At 39.0% G+C, this 18,860-nt stretch carries 13 protein-coding genes; 3 read left to right on the forward strand and 10 right to left on the reverse strand.

Annotation, left to right across the window (positions count from 1 at the left end; all coding sequences use genetic code 11):
• Positions 1-84 precede the first annotated feature (84 nt).
• The 8 genes from FY048_RS03730 to sbnA all read right to left on the reverse strand — a co-directional run bounded on the left by FY048_RS03730 (position 85) and on the right by sbnA (position 13,314).
• The gene (locus FY048_RS03730; RefSeq protein ID WP_446090170.1) at positions 85-1,410 is read right to left on the reverse strand and encodes a Y-family DNA polymerase; all 1,326 of its coding nucleotides are present in this window, start codon (positions 1,408-1,410) and stop codon (positions 85-87) included.
• Between the two features lie 267 nt (positions 1,411-1,677).
• Positions 1,678-3,915 (reverse strand): TonB-dependent receptor, encoded by a 2,238-nt coding sequence (locus tag FY048_RS03735; RefSeq protein ID WP_446090171.1) that lies wholly within the window; start codon positions 3,913-3,915, stop codon positions 1,678-1,680.
• Between the two features lie 154 nt (positions 3,916-4,069).
• The gene (locus FY048_RS03740) at positions 4,070-4,840 is read right to left on the reverse strand and encodes an HpcH/HpaI aldolase family protein (protein ID WP_446090172.1); all 771 of its coding nucleotides are present in this window, start codon (positions 4,838-4,840) and stop codon (positions 4,070-4,072) included.
• Positions 4,833-8,360 carry an IucA/IucC family protein gene (locus tag FY048_RS03745; RefSeq protein WP_446090173.1) on the reverse strand — a complete coding sequence of 1,176 codons (3,528 nt, stop codon included), beginning with the start codon at positions 8,358-8,360 and terminating at the stop codon, positions 4,833-4,835. The genes FY048_RS03740 and FY048_RS03745 overlap by 8 nt, the downstream gene beginning before the upstream one ends.
• Positions 8,357-9,559 (reverse strand): MFS transporter, encoded by a 1,203-nt coding sequence (locus tag FY048_RS03750; protein WP_446090174.1) that lies wholly within the window; start codon positions 9,557-9,559, stop codon positions 8,357-8,359. Before FY048_RS03750 ends, FY048_RS03745 begins: the two co-directional genes overlap by 4 nt.
• A gap of 3 nt (positions 9,560-9,562) precedes the next feature.
• Positions 9,563-11,203 (reverse strand): IucA/IucC family protein, encoded by a 1,641-nt coding sequence (locus FY048_RS03755; RefSeq protein ID WP_446090288.1) that lies wholly within the window; start codon positions 11,201-11,203, stop codon positions 9,563-9,565.
• Between the two features lie 71 nt (positions 11,204-11,274).
• The gene (gene sbnB / locus FY048_RS03760) at positions 11,275-12,288 is read right to left on the reverse strand and encodes a 2,3-diaminopropionate biosynthesis protein SbnB (RefSeq protein ID WP_446090175.1); all 1,014 of its coding nucleotides are present in this window, start codon (positions 12,286-12,288) and stop codon (positions 11,275-11,277) included.
• A gap of 21 nt (positions 12,289-12,309) precedes the next feature.
• A complete protein-coding gene (gene sbnA, locus FY048_RS03765) occupies positions 12,310-13,314 on the reverse strand; it encodes a 2,3-diaminopropionate biosynthesis protein SbnA (protein ID WP_446090176.1) in 1,005 nt (334 codons plus the stop codon).
• Positions 13,315-13,838: 524 nt separating this feature from the next.
• Here sbnA and FY048_RS03770 point away from each other — a divergent pair.
• Positions 13,839-13,958, forward strand: a complete 120-nt coding sequence (locus FY048_RS03770) for a hypothetical protein (protein ID WP_080632082.1) — start codon at positions 13,839-13,841, stop codon at positions 13,956-13,958.
• On the opposite strand, the gene FY048_RS03775 is transcribed toward FY048_RS03770, so the two are convergent.
• Both FY048_RS03775 and FY048_RS03780 read right to left on the reverse strand, forming a co-directional pair.
• Positions 13,955-14,977 carry an ABC transporter substrate-binding protein gene (locus FY048_RS03775; RefSeq protein WP_446090177.1) on the reverse strand — a complete coding sequence of 341 codons (1,023 nt, stop codon included), beginning with the start codon at positions 14,975-14,977 and terminating at the stop codon, positions 13,955-13,957. The two genes, FY048_RS03770 and FY048_RS03775, sit on opposite strands and share 4 nt — an antisense overlap.
• The gene (locus FY048_RS03780) at positions 14,978-15,568 is read right to left on the reverse strand and encodes an ANTAR domain-containing response regulator (protein ID WP_446090178.1); all 591 of its coding nucleotides are present in this window, start codon (positions 15,566-15,568) and stop codon (positions 14,978-14,980) included. It abuts the gene before it with no gap.
• A 384-nt stretch (positions 15,569-15,952) separates the two neighbouring features.
• Between FY048_RS03780 and FY048_RS03785 the strand changes: the two genes are divergently transcribed.
• Together FY048_RS03785 and nirB are read left to right on the forward strand one after the other, a co-directional pair.
• A complete protein-coding gene (locus FY048_RS03785) occupies positions 15,953-16,294 on the forward strand; it encodes a hypothetical protein (RefSeq protein WP_416697162.1) in 342 nt (113 codons plus the stop codon).
• A gap of 11 nt (positions 16,295-16,305) precedes the next feature.
• Positions 16,306-18,852 carry a nitrite reductase large subunit NirB gene (gene nirB / locus FY048_RS03790; protein WP_446090179.1) on the forward strand — a complete coding sequence of 849 codons (2,547 nt, stop codon included), beginning with the start codon at positions 16,306-16,308 and terminating at the stop codon, positions 18,850-18,852.
• The last annotated feature ends 8 nt before the right edge of the window (positions 18,853-18,860 follow it).

Consider the following 18,860-nt stretch of genomic DNA (forward strand, 5'->3'; position numbering starts at 1 on the left):
TGCGATGATTTAGCAATGTTAAAAAATGACAAAATTTCAAGTAATTTAATGAAGCTTATTTTAAACTGAATTGACAAAAACAGTTCATGTATTTTGTGTAACGGCTGTAGAATTCTCTCCAATTACAAGTAGCTCATTCCATCTGGTTAGATAGTTTTTTGAACGATGACATTGCTTCATATGCCAAGACGGGCTACTCGAATGATAGCCCACTTGTAAATAGTGACTACCGAATCGATTACGAACTGTACTTAGTGTTTTCATGAGTTGTTGTCTTTGTTGAATCAACTCAAGAGGCTGCCATAAATCATCAATGTGATGTTGACGAGCGTGCAAACCACAAAATAAAACTCCAATCTTAATATATCTTTTATTTTCTTTATATAAAACATCAATTTGTTGCATTGCTGCTTTGGTTATTATGCATAGATCATCTGTTGCATATGTTAAGCCAATTGCTTGAGATGACGCTTTTTTATAAGGTGGTTTATCTGTTTTTTCATAAAGCATGACTTGAATACAGGCACACAGCTGTTCTTGTTTCATTAAACGCCGATGAGCACGATTGAGATGAAAAATAAGCGCTTGTTTAATAATCTCAAGGCTGGATAAAGCTTGAGCGAAACTTCGTGATGCTAAAATTCGTTTTGTTAAGATGGCAGGATCATCAAGTTGGATACAGGATTGGCCTTTTAGCTCACGAACAGTGCGTGCCATAACCACAGAGAAAGCTTTTGCGAGATGATGTTCATTGGCAAAAGTTAAGTCTAGACATGAATAAATTTCATAGCTTCGTAATTGTTTGACCAATTGGTAGCCAATTCCCCATACTTCTTTGACGGAAGTTTGTTGCATGAGGTCTTCAAGTAGTAGGGGGTCTAAAGTGGTGAAATTACAAATTCCATTAAAGCTTTTAATTTTTTTAGCATAGTGGTTGGCTAACTTGGCCTGAGTTTTTGAATATCCGATGCCAATACAGCAAGGTAAGCTTAACCATTCTTCTAGTGTATCTACCACTTTGGCGCAATAAGAATGGATATCTAAAGATTGAAGGTAAGGGGTCAGACGAATGAAGCATTCATCAATTGAATAAGCTTCTAAATCATCAGGTGAGAAAAATTCACCTAAAACTGAAAAAAAGCGACGAGACATCTCGGCATATAAAGTGTAGTTACTTGAATAGACGTGTACGCCAGCTTGTAGGGCTTCTTCTTCAATTTGATACCATGGGATTGCCATCTTTATACCCATATTTTTTGCTTCTTCACTGCGTGATACAACACATCCATCGTTATTAGAAAGTACTACAACTGGCACGCCAATAAGTTTGGGATTAAATAGTCGCTCACAACTGACATAACAGTTATTAATGTCTACAAGCGCGTAAATTTCGCGGTGTGAGATTTCCATTATGATTTGCCCCATTAAAAATATCGGTAAAACTACATATTTGTATGGGTTTTCATAAACACAGTGAGGTGACGTGTTCGCTGAAAAGTTGCATTTTGAATATGTAACAAAATCAAGTTAACAAAATTTATAACGGAAAGCTAGGGGAGTTACGACAGCCTGCTTTTGAGTAGATAAAGAAAAAGAAGATAAAGCTTTAATATTTTTTAATAAAAAAGGAGATCGCGTTGATCTCCTTTTTTGTGAATCATTCTATGTCAGTTTTGATTACCACTTATGACTATAAGTCACTTTAAGCGTTGCGCCATTTGCGACTAAATGGCTGGTGTTATTACCAGATCTTAATAATTGACTATAGAGAGGATAGTACTTGCGGTTAAACATGTTCTCTAAACCAATCGTCACAGTGTCTTTTTTGTTAAGCGCAAAGCTACTGATTAAATCTGCTGTTGTATAAGTTTTTACATCGGCACGACCAGAGATAGTAGCATCATTTAAACGATAATCTTCTGAACCGAAGTAAGTTGCTTGTAGGCGGTTTGTCCAAGTTTCAGTTGGGCTATAAGAAACGTAAGCTGTGAGTTTTAATGGTGGAATACGGAAACCTGTCATGTCTTGTTCAGCACCGTTTTCAGGTGTTTCACGACCTTTCATCCACGTAACGCTGCCACCAGTTCCCCAGATATTTGCATCGTCAAGATAATCAAGCGTTGCTTCTACACCAGTGACTTTTTCGTTGGTTCTGGTAAGAATTAATCCGTTACCAAAGGATTGCACAGCACCAAGGTCAGAAGTTGAGTGGAATACAGCTAAACTTGATGAAAAGTTATTGAAGTTTCCTTTCCAGCCGAGTTCATAGTTATCAACTTTTACTGGCTCTAAGAATGATGAACCAAGGTTAAAACCTTCACCAGCATTACGGATAATCAAACCGACATCAGGTAACTGGAAACCTTGGTTAAACGATGCATAGATCGAGTTTTGATCATTTGGAGAAAAGGTCACATTAGCATTGTATAACCATGCATCAGCTTTCACTTTCCCGCCTGGAACAGTGTAAGGGTTAGTCTTGCCTAATTGTGATAATGGAACAAAACTATCAATTTGTGCATAGCTGTCTTCATAGCGTGTACCAGCTTCTGCTGACCATTGGTCATTAAAGCGGTGTTTTAACTGTACAAAACCACCAACACTTTGCGTGGTAAGTTCGGGTAAATAAATAAGCTTGCCAGTTTTTACAAATTCTAGACCACCAGATTGATCATAAATTTTTTGGTCGAAAATATCTAAAGGCATTTCGCTTTTTTCACGGCTGAAGTCACCACCCCAAACCAATGATGTATCACCTAAAAATTCAAGTGGTGTGGTAACCGTTAAGCGACTACCGAGTACGTTATTTTCTTGATAAATCTGGTCGACTTGTTTCCCACGGTTTGCATTACCACGAGCATCAAACGGTGAAAAACGGGTAAAGAAGTCGCGGTAATAAATTTGAGCATCAACCTTATTACCTAATAAGTCTTTATTGGTATAGGTTAAATTGTATATCTGGTTTTCATTTTTATTTTGGTCTTTGAGCTTTAATCCTTTAATGGCTTTCGCTGGCACTGTACCCGCTGGAGCTTTTTTTACACTTGGGTCAGATGCATAATCTGAGTCTTGCTCTGCATTATAATAGTTTGCAGCAAATTGTAGATATTGATTGTCATCAATATGGTAACCCAGCTTACCGCCTACGCTGTAGCCATCGGAATCATAAAGGTCGCCCTGACTTGGTTCAGGTGCAACACGGTCACCACTTGCATCGTATGGGCTACCAATACGTTGATAACCAAAGTCGAACGCATAATCAAAGGCATTAAAGCTGCCTGTGAAATATTGGTGAATATCTCCACTCAAAGCATCAGAACGGAAATTTGTTAAAGGCGTTTGTAGTCCAATGACGGTTTTTGCGGTAGGTTCACCACCCGCAGCTTTTGTGGTAATTGAAATAATACCACCCGCAGCACCACCGCCATAAATGGCGTTACTGCCACGAATTACTTCAATGTTCGCAATACTTTCAGGGTCAATTGCTGAAAGTCCGCGTGATGTATCACGTGTAAGGTTCATCGGCACGCCATCAACCAAAATAAGAGCATTACGACCACGTAAGGTTTGACCATAATCGGTAATAGTTCGGCTTGAGTCCGATAGGCCCGGTACGGCTTTCGCTAAAACAGTCGCAATACTTCCAGATGAACCATTTCTTAAAAGTTCAATTTGTTTTTCATCTAACTTGGTGACTTGTTTGGCAGAGGTAGAGAGTTCATCTGCACGTGAAGCAGTAATTGTAATTGTAGGGAGTGCTTCAGGTTTCTTTTCTGTTTCTGTGGTTTCAGCAGGTGAAGCTGCAAATGCTGAGTTTGAAAGGAAAATGGCTCCACCAAGTGAAAGAAGTGGAATGATATTTTTAACTTCAGACTTTCTTGTAAAAAGTTTATTACTTTTTATCTTATTTCCCATTATCTCGCCCTGAGAGTGATTTTAAATTGAGCGAATTATAAATGAGAATCATTGTAATTAACAATATTATTAATTGCTTAAAAAATAATATATTTGAAATTTATTCAATGAATTAGGGGAATAGGTATTTATTCCCCCAAAAATTGAACAGTATTCAGATTTCTTTAAAAGCATTTAGGTGATTTTGATGGGCACGGCGAATAATGCTTCGGTCATCACCGAGCACAAAAAGCTGAACAGATTGTTGTTTCCAAGTCGCGATATCTTCAGGTTGTCGGGGAATAGCACAGAAATGCTTTTGACTATTTTTAGTCTTCATATACATTTCTTGAACTTTATCTTTGACCTTTGGATGGCTGGTTTGCCACGGCATTCCCATCGATTGAGAAAGGTCAGCAGCACCTTCAAGAATAATATCGATGCCTTCAACTTTTAAAATTTCATCAAGTTGTTCTAGTCCTTCTAAGCTTTCAATCATAGCAATGACAACAGTCTCATTTACAGCCTGTTCAACAAAACTTGCTAAATCGTCTATGCCGTATCGATTTAACCTTGTCGAATTCAGTCCTCTTTGCCCAAGCGGCATATAGTGACAATAGTTCACGGCTTCTTGTGCCTGCTTCGCATTTTCAATACGCGGAAACACAATACCCGTTACCCCTGCATCGAGCAGAGGTAAAACTAGGTGGTTAGCGTTTAAAGGCACTCTTACAAACACATCAAGAGACATGGCTCTAGCAGCTAAAATCATGGCCTCGACTTGAGACGTACTAAATAAAGTATGTTCCAAGTCGATAATGATAAAGTCATAGCCCGCAAGTGCCATTTGCTCAACATTAATGGGAGAAGCTACGGAACAAAATATTCCGTAGAGCGTCTCGCCATTTGCTATTCGTTTCTTAAAAGAAATCGAATGCTTATTCATATTCAATTTCCTTAATAAGGCTGAGCGGGTTAGGTGTGGTTTGTACTCTTAAGCGAATTTCCGGAAGGAAGCGGCGGCTTGCGAGCTGTTCAATATCGATAGTGTCATCTGTAAAGTTAAACAATTCATATCGTTCGGCAAACTCTGGGTGAGCTTCTTTATGCTGATTGATGATGGTTCTTAACATGGTCCAGAATTTAATTTCATCGAAGTCATAATGTTCATTTAAGAAAATCGCTAACTCAGCCAGATTTACAAACCAAAGTGCATCTTGAGTAAAGTCTCTTAACTCATTTGGAGAGTGGGTTTCCAAGAACGAGTTCGGGTTAATTTTGGCATGTTCCTTTGGTGCATCTTGTAAGTTAGGTAAAAGCTCTGGCTCACGTAAAAGATGACGGCTAAAACGAATTCCATCGTGGAAATCTTTCAAGGCAGCTTTAACAGGTAAGCCATTTTTATGAATCAGTACCATGTTTTGTGCATGTGACTCTAAAGCGAGGCCGTGGCACCATAAAATATGCATGATTGGTAAATAAGCATTGCTGAGTAATTTTTCTAACCAGAACTCAATACCGTACTCTTGAATCCACTCATCAATGAGAGGTTTTTGGTCCGTATCGAGTTGCATTAAACCTGTCACTGGCGTTGCCGATTCACCTTCTTTTAAGTAGCTGTAAATACTTTCGCGCCAAATGCAGGCAAGTGCGCCGTATTGAACAGGCAAAGCAATCTGCTGGTTAACCGAAAGACCGCCAATCTCTCTTAAAATAACAGGCTTGCGCTGTTTTTCTAAAATAGGATCTTGCTCAACAATGTTATAAAGCCAATCACTCATTTTTGCCGCATTTTGAACGGTATGTGGTGCCAATACACGAGAGGTAGAAGTATTGACCAAGTTCATTGCCAACTTGAGAGAAAGTGCCGAGATATCACTAATATTCGATAAGGTTCGAATCGATTGCTGTGGTAAATAAGTCGGACCTTCAATATCTAACGGAATGATCAGTTGGTTACTAATCGCATCTTGATAATATAATTCAATAATTTTATCCCACTGCCACGGATGAATTGGGGTGAGAATATAATCTTTAAAATCTACATTTTGCTCTTTCAATTGATCGTTAATGGCTTGTAGATCTTTTTCTGAAAAATGCTGTTTATAAAGTTGTTCTAAGTTAATCGTTTGACTTAAAACCAGTTTGCATAAGCTGTTATGAGTTGCCACCCATTGAACAGTAAAACCTTCAGAGAGCTCGGGTGCATATTTCTGGTTTTCTTTTAAATCGAAGCCGATACGAGACTTAAAGCTTGGGTGATATAAATGTGCATTAGTAATTCGCGCTTCTTGTTCTAAATAAGGCAAGGTTCTTAAAGGTTGAGCAGGTGCTTGGCTTAAAGTCTGTGCATGTTTAACGTAAGTTAAATTGAGCTCATCATTAAAGTTTTGCCATTTAACTGGGTCAGCTTCAATAATATCTTTTAAATCGGCAAGTAGTGTTTTTAAGTTAGGGCGAGTTTCAGTGCCTAAAGTAATATCAGAACGGACTAAACTTGAAGGATCTAGCTTAATTCGTTTAAAACTAAAATGTCGCTTGGCCGTGCAGGTATAAAAAATGGTATCGGAAATATAGAACTTGATTTGACCTTTAGAAAACTCGTATTTAAAAGTATTTTCAAAAATGAGCGCTTCTAATAATTGGCCCATCACGCGATTTTCCGCGAGGGTTTTATAATTGGTTTGTTGTGTTGGTTGAAGAGGGCAAAGCGCTTCTGCTCCGCGATATTTATAAATAGGGTTTTCAACTTCAATCCAGATAGGATTGCCACCACTGTGGTAGAGCGTATTTAACATATTTGCCTTGATTGGTAATGTGAGTGAATTAATTAATAAATCGCGGTACTGCTGACCTTTGGCGCTAAAGTTTTCTTGTGTGAGTGTAAGACGGGTGGCTTGCCAAAGTTCAGATTCTTCAATGGCCGTAACTCGTGCAATTGCACTGATGAGGTGAGAAATGTGATTGATCACGAGGTAATATTTTAAAAACGTCCATGCATCTTTTTGAGAGAACCAAACAGTACTATCTTCAGAAATAGATGAGTCGTCTTCTATCATTTCTGGAACTATGCTAATGCCTTCCATATCTCGAAGAATAAGACGATGTGGATAGCCATTTTTAAATTCCATTAAGCTGTTTTGCATGTGCGCTTCTACGCTAATGCCTTTGTTTGCAAACAACTCAATTAATGGAATAAGTGAAACTTTAATGTACTGTTTCCACCAAAAAGTAATGAAATCTTTCGCATCGTTCGATTGCAAATTTTGATTGGGTGCAGCTTGCTGAATAAAGCTGAATAGAGGAATTTCATAGTTTTCGTTTTCTTCAACCAAGCCACCCAGCATTCGGGTATTTTCTAATACCTCTGGTGTGAGTCCTGCTCTATAAAGGATGCCAAATGAACTTTCAAGCTCTGGAATTTTGACTGTTTTTGCCTCTAACTCCGGCAGAATTACAAGGTCTGGATATTGCTCATTAATCTTGTGATTAATAATAATTTTGCTCGCATCAATAGCGCGTTCCATTTCATCCATTGGGTTATTACGAATGAAACTAGTAATTCGCACATCAATAGAGAGTTTTAAGAACAGATTCGATTGAGGTAACCACACCGTGCGAACGGATGAGGTCGGCCATACGGTTTGACCTAAAGCTCCCAGATAGATCACGTCTTGGCTATCTAAATATTTCTTTAAAGATGGATGTTGAAGTAAGAAATTGGCTTGCCAAGGGTGGGTTGGCATGAGCTCATAGTTTGTGAAGTTTTCTTGCAAACGCTCTTTTGCAGTTGCTAAAACTTCATTTTCAATACGGTGAGAAGGTTCGGTCTCACTTACAAGTTTTTGGATTAAAGACGAATGAACCGCAAAGTAATGGAGTTGGAAACTTGCACCTAACTCAGGGCTATACTTTTTCATATCTTCTTTAGAAAAACCTAAGTTGGCTTTAGAGGTCACATGAAAAGGGTGCCCATATAACATGCCTTGCTCAGTTGCCTGAAAACCACTCAATGCTTTAGATGCTGTTTGAGATGGCTTATTTTCTAAAAAGAATTTTGTGTTATCGATACTATTGGCAATATCGGAGTACAGGTTCTTATTTTGGTTTTTATCTTTAAATAAGCTATTCAACTCATCTGTAATCAGTTTCACTAACTGTTTAGGAGCGGTGAGCGAGTCAAATGTATTGTCGTTTAAGTTTTGCAGTACAAAATCACGTTGATATCTGTGATAACCCGTAGTTGAAAGATGCTGAACTGCGCCATAAATAACCGTGTTAGAGGAACTAAATGTATAAGCAAAATATAGAGTGTCTGGTTGCTCCGCATACAGTGTGAATAAAGGAGAGTCTTGAGAGGGAATAATGTGCTCTTCAAGGTTCACTTTAAGCTCACGAAAGAAAGTATTCAGGTACTGTTCGAAAAGTTTATAAGACCATGCATCTGTTGTAATAATTGAGTTCATTCTTGTGCCTCTTCTAAAATTGTATCCATTAAGAATCTGTTCAAAATCACCACTAATCCCGCACCGATAAAAAATAGTGAGGTGCAGATTAATGCAGCGGTAATATTGAAAAATGAGTAAGTGAGCGTGATGGTGATTGGGCCAATAAGCTGCCCTAAGACAAAGGCACTGTTAGAAATGCCAATCACTTTTCCTTGGCTTTGAGCGCCAGCTTTTAGAGAAATTGTGTGTAAGATCGAAGGGATAAGGGCTGCGAAACAAAAGCCTTGTATGAGTCGTAATACAAGAATCAGCCAGAGATTTGACACCCAGATCAATGCGAAAATCGTGATACCACAAATTAAAGATGCGTAAACGAAGTTATTAAAAGACTCTCCTTTATCATCATTTCGCTTTCCCCAATAGGTTGCAGCAATAAAAGCGGCTCCCCATGAAAGTGCATGAATGGTTCCTGTTAAGCTTGCAGTAGATAATGATGAGTGAATGCTTTGGCTTATTTCACTAATGTATAAAACGAAGCAAGACACTAAACCAAAGCCGCCGGCTTGAACCAAAATGCCAGCGCTTAACCATGAAAAAATCGTTTTATCAAAGAAAGCTGGAAGCGATTTCTCGTTGGTTTTGGAAACTTCAGTTTTAACGGGATTGGTTAATACAAATGACGCAATCACAATGAGTGTCATCACAACAAATGCTGTTGCGTTGAGTAAAACTTCAACCCGCCATTGATCCATAAATACTCCGCCGAGTACGGGACCACATAGGCAAGCGAGCGCAACACTACTTTGCAGTTGTCCAAAAGCGGCGCCTCGTTGTTGCTCATTCGAGAGATATGAAACATAAGCATTTAAAATCACGGAAAGACCGCAAAAACCGAGTAAAATTCGCGCAAAAATAAATAGGTATAAATGCTGGGCGCTAGCCATAAGCAGTATTGAAATACAGAAACCAGCCAGAGAAAGTAACAAGGCTTTTTTATGGCCGAATGTGTCGGATAGGTGACCCACAATCGGTGCGGTAAATAAACTACCAATGGCGGGAGCTGCGAGTGCTAAACCTGCCCAGATAGTAGGAGCACTCATATGCGCCGTCAGTTTTTCCATATAAAGCGGCATGATCGGAATAAGCACCATGAGCCCGAAAGTGGAAAAAAACTGACAGAGCAAAATAATGAAATGATCTAGGCTAGATGAGCGCATGATTTAGATATCCATGGTCTCATAGCTAGAAATAGACAAGCGCTGATAAGGGTTTTGCGTGGTTCCGATTTTACTTGGCATGCCTGTAGAGTCGCTTTCTTGCGCAAGTAAAGGCGTAAGTAGCTGTTTGAATGGCCAAGTCTTATTGTCAAAAAGATAGGTTTGAATTTGCGATTTTGTTTGTTCTGAAATGGATTGGTTTTCTACAAAATCTTGAATAATGTCTTGAACCATTTCCCAAAAATCGCTTTCTGTACGATCCGTATATTTCAAAGTAGCTAAAGCAATTGGGTAGAGGTTAATTTGAATCCCTAAGGTAATGAAGTAATTAAATAAGTCTTCATTTTGAGTAAAGATAAGATTATTTGGCGTGCTGGTATCAATGGTATAAATCGGAGGTGTAAAACCATTTTCTTCAATGGCTGTGGTGCATATTCTTAATGTATCGTGGTCACGTAAAACAAAGCATTTAAACTTATTGTTTTTATAACACACCATGGTGTTTTGCCCGTGGCATTCAGGCATGATTCCTTTCGACCAAAAGGTTAAGAAGGTTTGAATAAAATGAACACTTAAGTCTTTTAATAATGACCATTTGTCACCTTCAACACCTAAAGTTTCCCAAGGGTCAACATACGTACAGCTTAAAGCTGACATGGTGATTGGCGTGACGTTTTTATCTTGGCAGAAAACAGGTAAATGTCTGACTTGGCAACCAATTACCCCTAAATTTTTTACAATCGGCTCTTGTTTGCCTAGCACCCACCAGTGCGTTTCATTACTCAAAAAGAGACGATTTTTTATTAGAGCAGTTTCATTAATGACTTCATTTAAAAAATCATAAGCCGTATGCCCATTCATTAAATAACGGCCTGGCATAGAACGGATTGCACCTAATGTCTTGGCATTGGTTGAGAGTTTTAAATGCAGAGTAGGGTTTGCGTTATGAATAAGGGTTCTTAAAGAAGAAGTCGGTAAACCAATTGTCGTGACATGGTTTAGGTCAATACCTTTGTACTTATTTTCTTCAAACTTTAAATAGCGATGTTGAGTCTCTAGCAAAGGCAGGGCTAAGTAGTCATCTGAAAGCTCAGCCATTTTTTCAGTAATATGCTTGTCCTCAACTTCTGATAACAGAAGCTCTTTATGAGGAATCGATTCCATATTGTTGATCACGTCATCTTTCTTAAAAGCCCACCAATACACCTCAATTTCTTTTTGAGTTGTGAGTGGTGCAAGTTCACCTTTTGAGTGAGCGAACGGATGAAATGGGCGATCAGCTACCAGCGATAGCAACTCGCTTTTGATTAAAGGCGAAGAAAATGAAAGGGCTGACTGTAAAATTTGAGGAATTTTTTCAGCCGTTACTAAGTTATCTAGCCAATAATCAATCGCTTTTTGATGGTGTGGTGATGGCCACCAAGTTGCTTTTGTTAAATAGTTGAAAACTTCAGAAATAGAAATTTTAGACGTCGTATTGCTCAAGAGCTTATGAAGCAAAACTTCGGGTTGAGTAATATAGAAAGGATTTACACCATCTACTTTTAAACAGCTGAAATAGAGTTCCAACTCATCATTGAGAGTAATTGCCAAATAAGGCTTTTTATAGGAAATATGATCTTTAAAATCTCCATAATTCTCCATGTAGAGTGCATCTATCGTTTTTTGTAGTTGTGCTGTGTAAATCCGATCTAACATTTTAGTTATTCCTATTCTTATAAAAGCGGTAGAACCGTGCCAACGTTTTGTTCTTGTGCGGCATTGAAGAACCACTTAGCGCAGACAATGTCATCAATCGCCATGCCCATTGGATTGAGCAAAATGATTTCATCTTCGTGTTCGCGGCCGTTTTTATGACCAATAATGATGTCGCCAAGTTCAGCATGTAGTTTTTCACGGCTGAATAAGCCATCTTCAACCAGCACGTTGATGACTTTCTTTTCTCGGTTTGATTGGTCCCAGTCATCTACAATAACTTTGTCCACTTTTAAGAAGACTTCAGGCTCAATATCCATAATTGAAATGTTTGAAACAAAGCAGCCTTTTTTAAGCCACTCAAATGGAATGTAAGGCTTATCTGAAACGGTACAGGTAATCAGAACGTCAGCTTGCTCAATTGCAGACTTGGCACTGTCATGAATTTCAATTTCTAGATGTGGATATTCTGATAAGAACAATGCTTTGAGTTTTTCAGCCGCTTCAGGGTTTACATCAAATAAATGTATTTTTTTCACTTGAGCATATTGCTCAAGTACCGTCTTAATCTGCATTTGCGCAATTGGTCCGCAGCCAATTACGGTAATGTCTGAAAAGTCTTTTTTTGCTAAATATTTAATCGAAACACCCGTAATTGCAGCAGTTCGCATTGCACTGATGAGGCTGCCTTCCATCACTGCAACTGGATAATTTGTTTCTGAGTCATTTAAAACAATCAATGCACTCGCACGCGGAATATTGAATTTTTTAGGGTTATGTTGTCTTGAACCAATCCATTTGATGCCGGCAATCGGGTCATTGCCACCTAAATAACAAGGCATTGCGATAATACGGTCAGCAATATGGTCTGCACCTTGCCAGCGAAGATAAGGTTTTAAGGGTTGTACAAACTGTTTATTTGCATGCAGGGTTAAACCTTCAGTAATCGCTTCAATAAATGAATTACTATGATTTGCGCCAAGATTTAATAAATCTGATTGACTTAGATAGCGAAGGGTAGCCAAATTGCTCATGAATATGTCCTAAAGGGAAGGTTAAACAACATTTTGTAAAGTAAGGTTTTCTTGGCGTCGTACGTTTCGATTGAAGTGACGCTTCTTGATCATTTCGAACCATTCATCTTCATAAACCAGATCGAGATAACGGTCACCGCGATCGGGTAATAGTGTTAAGACGCACGATCCATCAGGAATGGTTGGAATCAGTTTTTTGATGGCTGAAATAGATGAGCCGCTCGAACCGCCAGCAAAGATTCCTTCATGTTCAAGAAGTTCTCTGCAACCAAGTGCCGATTCATAGTCATCTACATAAATGACATCATCAATTTCATCGGGGGAGAGGAGAGCTGGAACGGTACTTGCCCCAATGCCGGGAATTTCACGTGGACCAGATATACCGCCAAATAAGACAGAGCCGACGATATCGACTGCAATCACTTTTAATTCTGGGAATTTTTCTTTAAGGCGACGAGACACGCCCATAATCGTGCCGGAGGTACTTGCTCCAATCACGAGATAATCAATCTTGCGATCAATTTGATTTAGGATTTCTTCTGCTTCACCAAAGTAGTGACTTTTCCAGTTGTTTGGATTGGCATATTGATTAATCCAGACAGCATTTGGTAGTTGTTGGCAGAGACGTTTTACAGTGTCAATTCGGGTTTTTAAGTAACCGCCGTTTTGGTCTTTTTCAGAGACCATTTCGATGTTGGCTTTGTAGAGCTTCAGCATTTGTAAGTTTGCTGAGGCAATTTTCGGATCAATAACGGCAGTAAATTTTAATCCATATATTTTGCATGCCATTGCAAGCGCAATCGCTAAGTTTCCTGATGAACTTTCAACAATATGACTATCTTTATTAATCACTCCAGATTTTAAACCTTCCTGTAGCATGAATAATGCTGGACGATCTTTAATACTTCCTCCTGGGTTTAACAATTCCATTTTCGCAATCACAGAGATCGATTGATGCGTGAATAGCCTTGATAATTGTAATAGTGGCGTTTTACCTATGCAGTCGAGAATATTTTCATGGATCATGGTAGATCTTCTCAGGTTTTTATGTGATGTGAATGATAATGATTATTAATTTAATTATTATTACCAATTGTGACATGATTGTTGCGGTTTGTAACGCAAAACAGGGGTGACTTATAGGAATTTTCACTAAATTTTTTTGTGTAATTATTTGAATGTTAATATTTATATTTTATAAAGTGACTAATTAATAAATGTTTTAAATATAACTAGATAGGCAATAAATTACTTTTCACCTATAAAAAATAATTTAATGAGCATAGGGTTTTGGAAATAAAAACTCGTGACTGAAATTGCTTTAAAATTAAATCGGAATATTTGTGTTGATTAACATATTTTATGCAGCCTACATTTTGTAGAGTTTATGACCATATTTACCGCCTATAAAAAGAGCAATATTCAAAGGCTTGCTTAAAATGTTAAGGATGATTGAGTGAAATTGATGATGTGTCAGTTATTGATATGAAAATGTCTGAAAATGATACGTTTAGATGGATATGATCATGTCCATAAGCGCTATATTTTAAATGGATCAATTGAGTCCAAAAAGTATAGTAATGCGTGTTTCGCATTTTGTCTTATGGGTCTTTCAAGCTGTCTTTTATATAAAAGACAGCTTTTTTTTGTTGATTGATAGGGCGTGTTAGACGAAATTAAGCTGTTTCGCTTGTTCATAAGCCGCAAGATTGATGCATTTATGACCCAGTGCATTGATTTGCGTTTGGTCTAGCTGAAGGTCATCCCACTTCTGCATTTGCTGAAAGAGCCAATAAAAGTCTTCTACTTTCGGAAGAGCGCTTTCTTTTACCAAATGACGGACAATATTCTGAATCATATAGTATTTGTCGACATGCACTTCTTCTGAGCAATGAAAACGAACAATTCCAAACTCGACCAATAATTTTAAAATTGGAGCAAAGTCTTCTAGTTCGCTAAGTTCTTGCTGAGCTTTCATAATTGCAGCGGTGAGTGCAACCAGCGTTTGTGGATGCTGTTCAGCCCATTCTTGCGTTACGGCTAAAACCTTGTCAGCCACAGGTGGAATAATGTTCTGGCTTGAGCAAATCATTTTACTTAAACCAAGAAGCTCGCCCTGAGTATTCCAAGGTTCTCCAACACAGAAACCATCAATCACATGTTTATCTAGTGCTTCGACCATATAAGGTGGTGGTAAGGTTTTGAGCTGAATCGATTGAGCGAGTTCAGGGTTTGCTAAAGCTAACCATTCTCTTAAACAATAATGATGAATGGAGTGCTTAAACACATGTGCTAAAGAAAGGGAATGACCTTGTTCAATGTAATGCACCACTTTTTGCGCCGTTATTTGAGCCGTATCATTTTCTTTAATTGTAAGTTGATGAGTAAGCTTTTGACTTAAGCTAATGAAAGCACGGTTTTCACTTAAAACGAGTGAGGTTTGCAGTGGCGTGCCAATTTGATCTGTGCCTACAGCCGCCGCAGGTAACATCGCAGATAAGCAGTGCGCTGCATCTAATAAACCAAAAGCAAGACGGTCGCGCAGGCTTGCCCAAGAAGCTTCTTTAACTAAAGTGACGTCTAAACCGACTTCTTCAAAGAAGCCTCTTTGTTTTGCCCAAAGTAATGCAAGACAATCAAGCAAAGGAATATAGCCGAGTTGTAATTGAGTCTTTTCTAATGCGCTCATTTATTCATCCTTTAGTTCGTTGCCAAGTAATTTTTGAGCGTCAAGTAAACGCCGTGCCATTTCTCCAATTGTAATCCGGTGACTCATCGCATTTTTTCTAAGAAGCTGGAATGCAGTTTCTTCAGGTAGGCCATGCAGTTGCATCAGTAAAACTTTGGCTTTTTCAACATCCTTTCGGTCGGCAAGTTTGGTTTGAGCCTCTTTTAAATCACCTTCGAGTTTTTTGTGCTTTTTATATTGCTCAATTGAGATTTCTAAAATGGTATGTAAGCGGGCAGGGTCTATGCCATCGACGATATAAGCGGTCACTCCTGCATCTATGGCTTGTTTGATGGTGTCTTTATCTGAATTTTTGGTGAACAGGACAGTCGGTAGATCATAGCTACTGACACAGCTTTCAATAATGTCGCGGTGAGGATGATCCATATCAAGCAAGATTACATCGGCTTGTAAATCTTCAAGACGAAAGATATTCAAGTGATCCAAAGTAAGGCAAGCGACCACTTCAAAGTCATTTTCAAGCAAACTGTTTTTTATATAGTCCGCTCGCGCATGATCATCATCAATAAGGGCTATTTTGAGTTTTGGCATAAGTTCAGAAAATCAGGCTAAGAAAATGCGCCAATTCGACGCGTTTTTGTTATCAATTTTAAAGCAAGATTAGTGCCATCGAAAAATAAAGAAAAAATCGAGCTTTAACGCTAAATTAGCATGCTTAATGGCGCTACTGATCAATCTTGGTGCAAAAATACGGTTCATTTTGTAGCAAGGCGTATTTTTGTTGAAACCATATAAATGTGCAGTGATAGAGCAAGCAAAATAAGGTTTGATTCTTTACTTATATGTTGAAAAATTCTATCTATATGAAATTAAATATAAAAATATTATTAATCCAAGTTTTTTAAAATATTGGCATGTAAAGTGCTTATTTAATTACAGGTCGAAGACGACCATGAGTTTTAAAGACGGCCAACGATGTCCGTTCTGATCGAGTTTGTGAGTGCAACCGCGCACACAAAGAAGTTACGTTCAGTCGGAGTGAAGGTCATGTCTTTATTTTTATTGCATAAAAAAGTTACATCTGAATTATTTAAATTTTCAGTTCCAGCGATGCGAGCCTTCTCTAAGAGGGGGCTCGCTTTTTTTATTTCTTTTTTTGATTTTGCTGTGCATTGGGTGTCGTTAACGAGTGAAAAAAATTGGTTTCAAGCAGCTACATGCCTTGTGAGCTTGATTCATTTCTCGATAGAGCACAAAGCAAAAGAACAATGTCTATTTGAGAATGGAATAACGCAGCTTAAAAGCAACGTGATTTGAGGAGAAACACTATGAAATTGGTAATGATTGGTCATGGTATGGTGGGCCACAAATTCATCGAAGCCATTTTAGAAAAAGCAGATGATGAACTGGAAATCACGATTCTCGCGGAAGAACCTCGTATCGCGTATGACCGCGTGCATTTGACAGAATATTTCTCAGGGAAGTCAGCAAAAGATTTATCTTTAGCCCGTTTTGACTTCGCAGATGCACATGGCATAGACCTGCGTTTAAACACCAAAGCAACTACAATTGATACTGATGCACAAACAGTAACCACCAATCATGGCGATGTGATTAGCTATGACAAATTGGTGTTGGCAACAGGTTCGTATGCATTCGTTCCACCAATTTCGGGTAATGACCGTGAAAACTGCTTTGTTTACCGTACCATTGAAGACTTAGATGCCATTCGTGCAGCGAGCCTGAATGCTAAAACAGGTGTGGTCATTGGTGGTGGATTGCTTGGTCTTGAAGCAGCGAAAGCATTACGTGATCTAGATTTGGAAACACATGTTGTTGAGTTTGCTCCACGTTTGATGGCTGTTCAAATTGATGACTTGGGTGGTAAAGTTCTACGCCGTAAAATTGAAGATTTGGGTGTAAAAGTTCACACGCAAAAAGCGACTCAATGCATTGAATGCGGTGATAGCACAACACATGTCATGAAGTTTGCTGATGGTAGTGAACTTGAAGCAGATATCATTTTATTCTCGGCAGGCATTCGCCCACGTGATGAGTTAGCACGTAATAGTGGTCTGGCGATTGGTGAACGTGGCGGTATCGTGATTAATGACTACTGTCAAACTTCCGATAGCAACATTTACGCAATTGGTGAATGTGCGCTTTGGCAAAACAAAATCTACGGTTTGGTCGCACCGGGCTATGATATGGCACGTATTGCAGCGAAACATGTGTTAGATGAAGAATGTCACTCTTTCGCTGGTGCGGACATGAGCACCAAGTTGAAATTGATGGGTGTTGATGTTGCATCTGTAGGTGACGCACATGCAATGACTCCAGGTGCATTAAGCTACTTCTATACAGATGAGCATGCACTGGTTTATAAAAAGATTGTTGTAAATGCAGACAAAACTAAATTGCTTGGTGCAGTTTTAGTGGGCGATGCCAAAGAATATAACGACCTTTTACAAATGATGTTAAACGGTCTGGATTTACCGGAAGTGCCTGAAAGTTTAATCATGCCGGGCTTTGAGCAATCAGCAGGTAAATCAGGTGGTAGTGGTGTAGATTTACTTCCAGATAGCGCAACGATCTGTTCATGTAACAACGTATCAAAAGTGGACATCTGCCAAGCGATTAGCGATGGCTCGACTTCTTTAGGTGCATTGAAGAAATGCACCAAAGCAGCAACTGCATGTGGTGGCTGTGCACCATTAGTGACTCAAGTGTTGAAGTCAGAGTTACAACGTCAAGGTGTAACCGTTAACAACCACATTTGCGAACACTTCCCGTACTCTCGTCAAGAGTTGTATCACTTGGTTCGTGTCAATGAAATCACAACATTTGATGATTTGATTGATCAACATGGTCATGGTTTAGGGTGTGATATCTGTAAACCTGCTGCTGCAAATATTTTGGCATCTTGCTGGAATGACTTCGTACTTGAGCCAAGCCATGCAGGCTTACAAGACAGTAACGACTACTACTTGGGTAATATTCAAAAAGATGGTTCTTACTCGGTCGTACCGCGTATGGCTGGTGGTGAAGTGACTCCAGACGGTTTGATTGCCATTGGTCAAATTGCCAAGAAATATAACCTGTATACCAAAATCACTGGTGGTCAACGTGTCGATATGTTCGGTGCACAAGTTCATGAGCTTCCATTCATTTGGGAAGAATTGAATGCTGCTGGTTTTGAATCGGGTCATGCATATGGTAAGTCATTACGTACCGTGAAATCTTGTGTTGGTAGCACTTGGTGTCGTTATGGTGTCGACAACTCGGTCGGTTTAGCTATTGAATTGGAAAACCGCTACAAAGGTTTACGTTCACCACATAAATTAAAAATGGCGGTGTCTGGCTGTACGCGTGAGTGTGCCGAAGCACAAAGTAAAGACGTGGGTATTATCGCAACTGAAAAAGGCTGGAACCTTTATGTGTGTGGTAACGGTGGTATGAAGCCGCGTCATGCAGAATTGCTTGCATCTGACCTCGATAAAGCAACATTGATTCGTTATATCGACCGTTTCTATATGTTCTACATTCAAACAGCAGATCGTTTACAACGTACCAGCGTATGGCGCGACAACATGGAAGGTGGTTTGGATTACCTTAAATCTGTGGTGGTTGATGACTCTCTTGGTTTAGCTGCTGAGCTTGAACGCCGTATGGAACATGTGATTGGCACATATCAAGATGAATGGCGTACTGCGGTAGAAAATCCTGAAGTTCGTAAACGCTTCCAAACTTATATCAATGCAAGTGCAAATGAACAGGCCGATCCACACATTCAATTTACGACTGAACGTGGTCAAATCCGACCATTAACAGACGTTGAACGTTCAGAAGACCGTATTCCAATGGTTGAAGCATAAGCAGGAGA

The organism is Acinetobacter sp. 1124_18A, assembly GCF_052824995.1.

Excerpts from the sequence above, each read along its gene's own strand:
- sbnB (WP_446090175.1), bottom strand. The coding sequence starts at position 12,288 with ATGAGCAATTTGGCTACCCTTCGCTATCTAAGTCAATCAGATTTATTA.
- FY048_RS03740 (WP_446090172.1), bottom strand. The coding sequence starts at position 4,840 with ATGAATAAGCATTCGATTTCTTTTAAGAAACGAATAGCAAATGGCGAG.
- FY048_RS03735 (WP_446090171.1), bottom strand. The coding sequence starts at position 3,915 with ATGGGAAATAAGATAAAAAGTAATAAACTTTTTACAAGAAAGTCTGAA.
- FY048_RS03750 (WP_446090174.1), bottom strand. The coding sequence starts at position 9,559 with ATGCGCTCATCTAGCCTAGATCATTTCATTATTTTGCTCTGTCAGTTT.
- FY048_RS03785 (WP_416697162.1), top strand. The coding sequence starts at position 15,953 with ATGTCCGTTCTGATCGAGTTTGTGAGTGCAACCGCGCACACAAAGAAG.
- nirB (WP_446090179.1), top strand. The coding sequence starts at position 16,306 with ATGAAATTGGTAATGATTGGTCATGGTATGGTGGGCCACAAATTCATC.
- FY048_RS03730 (WP_446090170.1), bottom strand. The coding sequence starts at position 1,410 with ATGGAAATCTCACACCGCGAAATTTACGCGCTTGTAGACATTAATAAC.
- FY048_RS03745 (WP_446090173.1), bottom strand. The coding sequence starts at position 8,360 with ATGAACTCAATTATTACAACAGATGCATGGTCTTATAAACTTTTCGAA.
- FY048_RS03770 (WP_080632082.1), top strand. The coding sequence starts at position 13,839 with ATGGATCAATTGAGTCCAAAAAGTATAGTAATGCGTGTTTCGCATTTT.
- FY048_RS03780 (WP_446090178.1), bottom strand. The coding sequence starts at position 15,568 with ATGCCAAAACTCAAAATAGCCCTTATTGATGATGATCATGCGCGAGCG.
- FY048_RS03755 (WP_446090288.1), bottom strand. The coding sequence starts at position 11,203 with ATGGAGAATTATGGAGATTTTAAAGATCATATTTCCTATAAAAAGCCT.
- FY048_RS03775 (WP_446090177.1), bottom strand. The coding sequence starts at position 14,977 with ATGAGCGCATTAGAAAAGACTCAATTACAACTCGGCTATATTCCTTTG.
- sbnA (WP_446090176.1), bottom strand. The coding sequence starts at position 13,314 with ATGATCCATGAAAATATTCTCGACTGCATAGGTAAAACGCCACTATTA.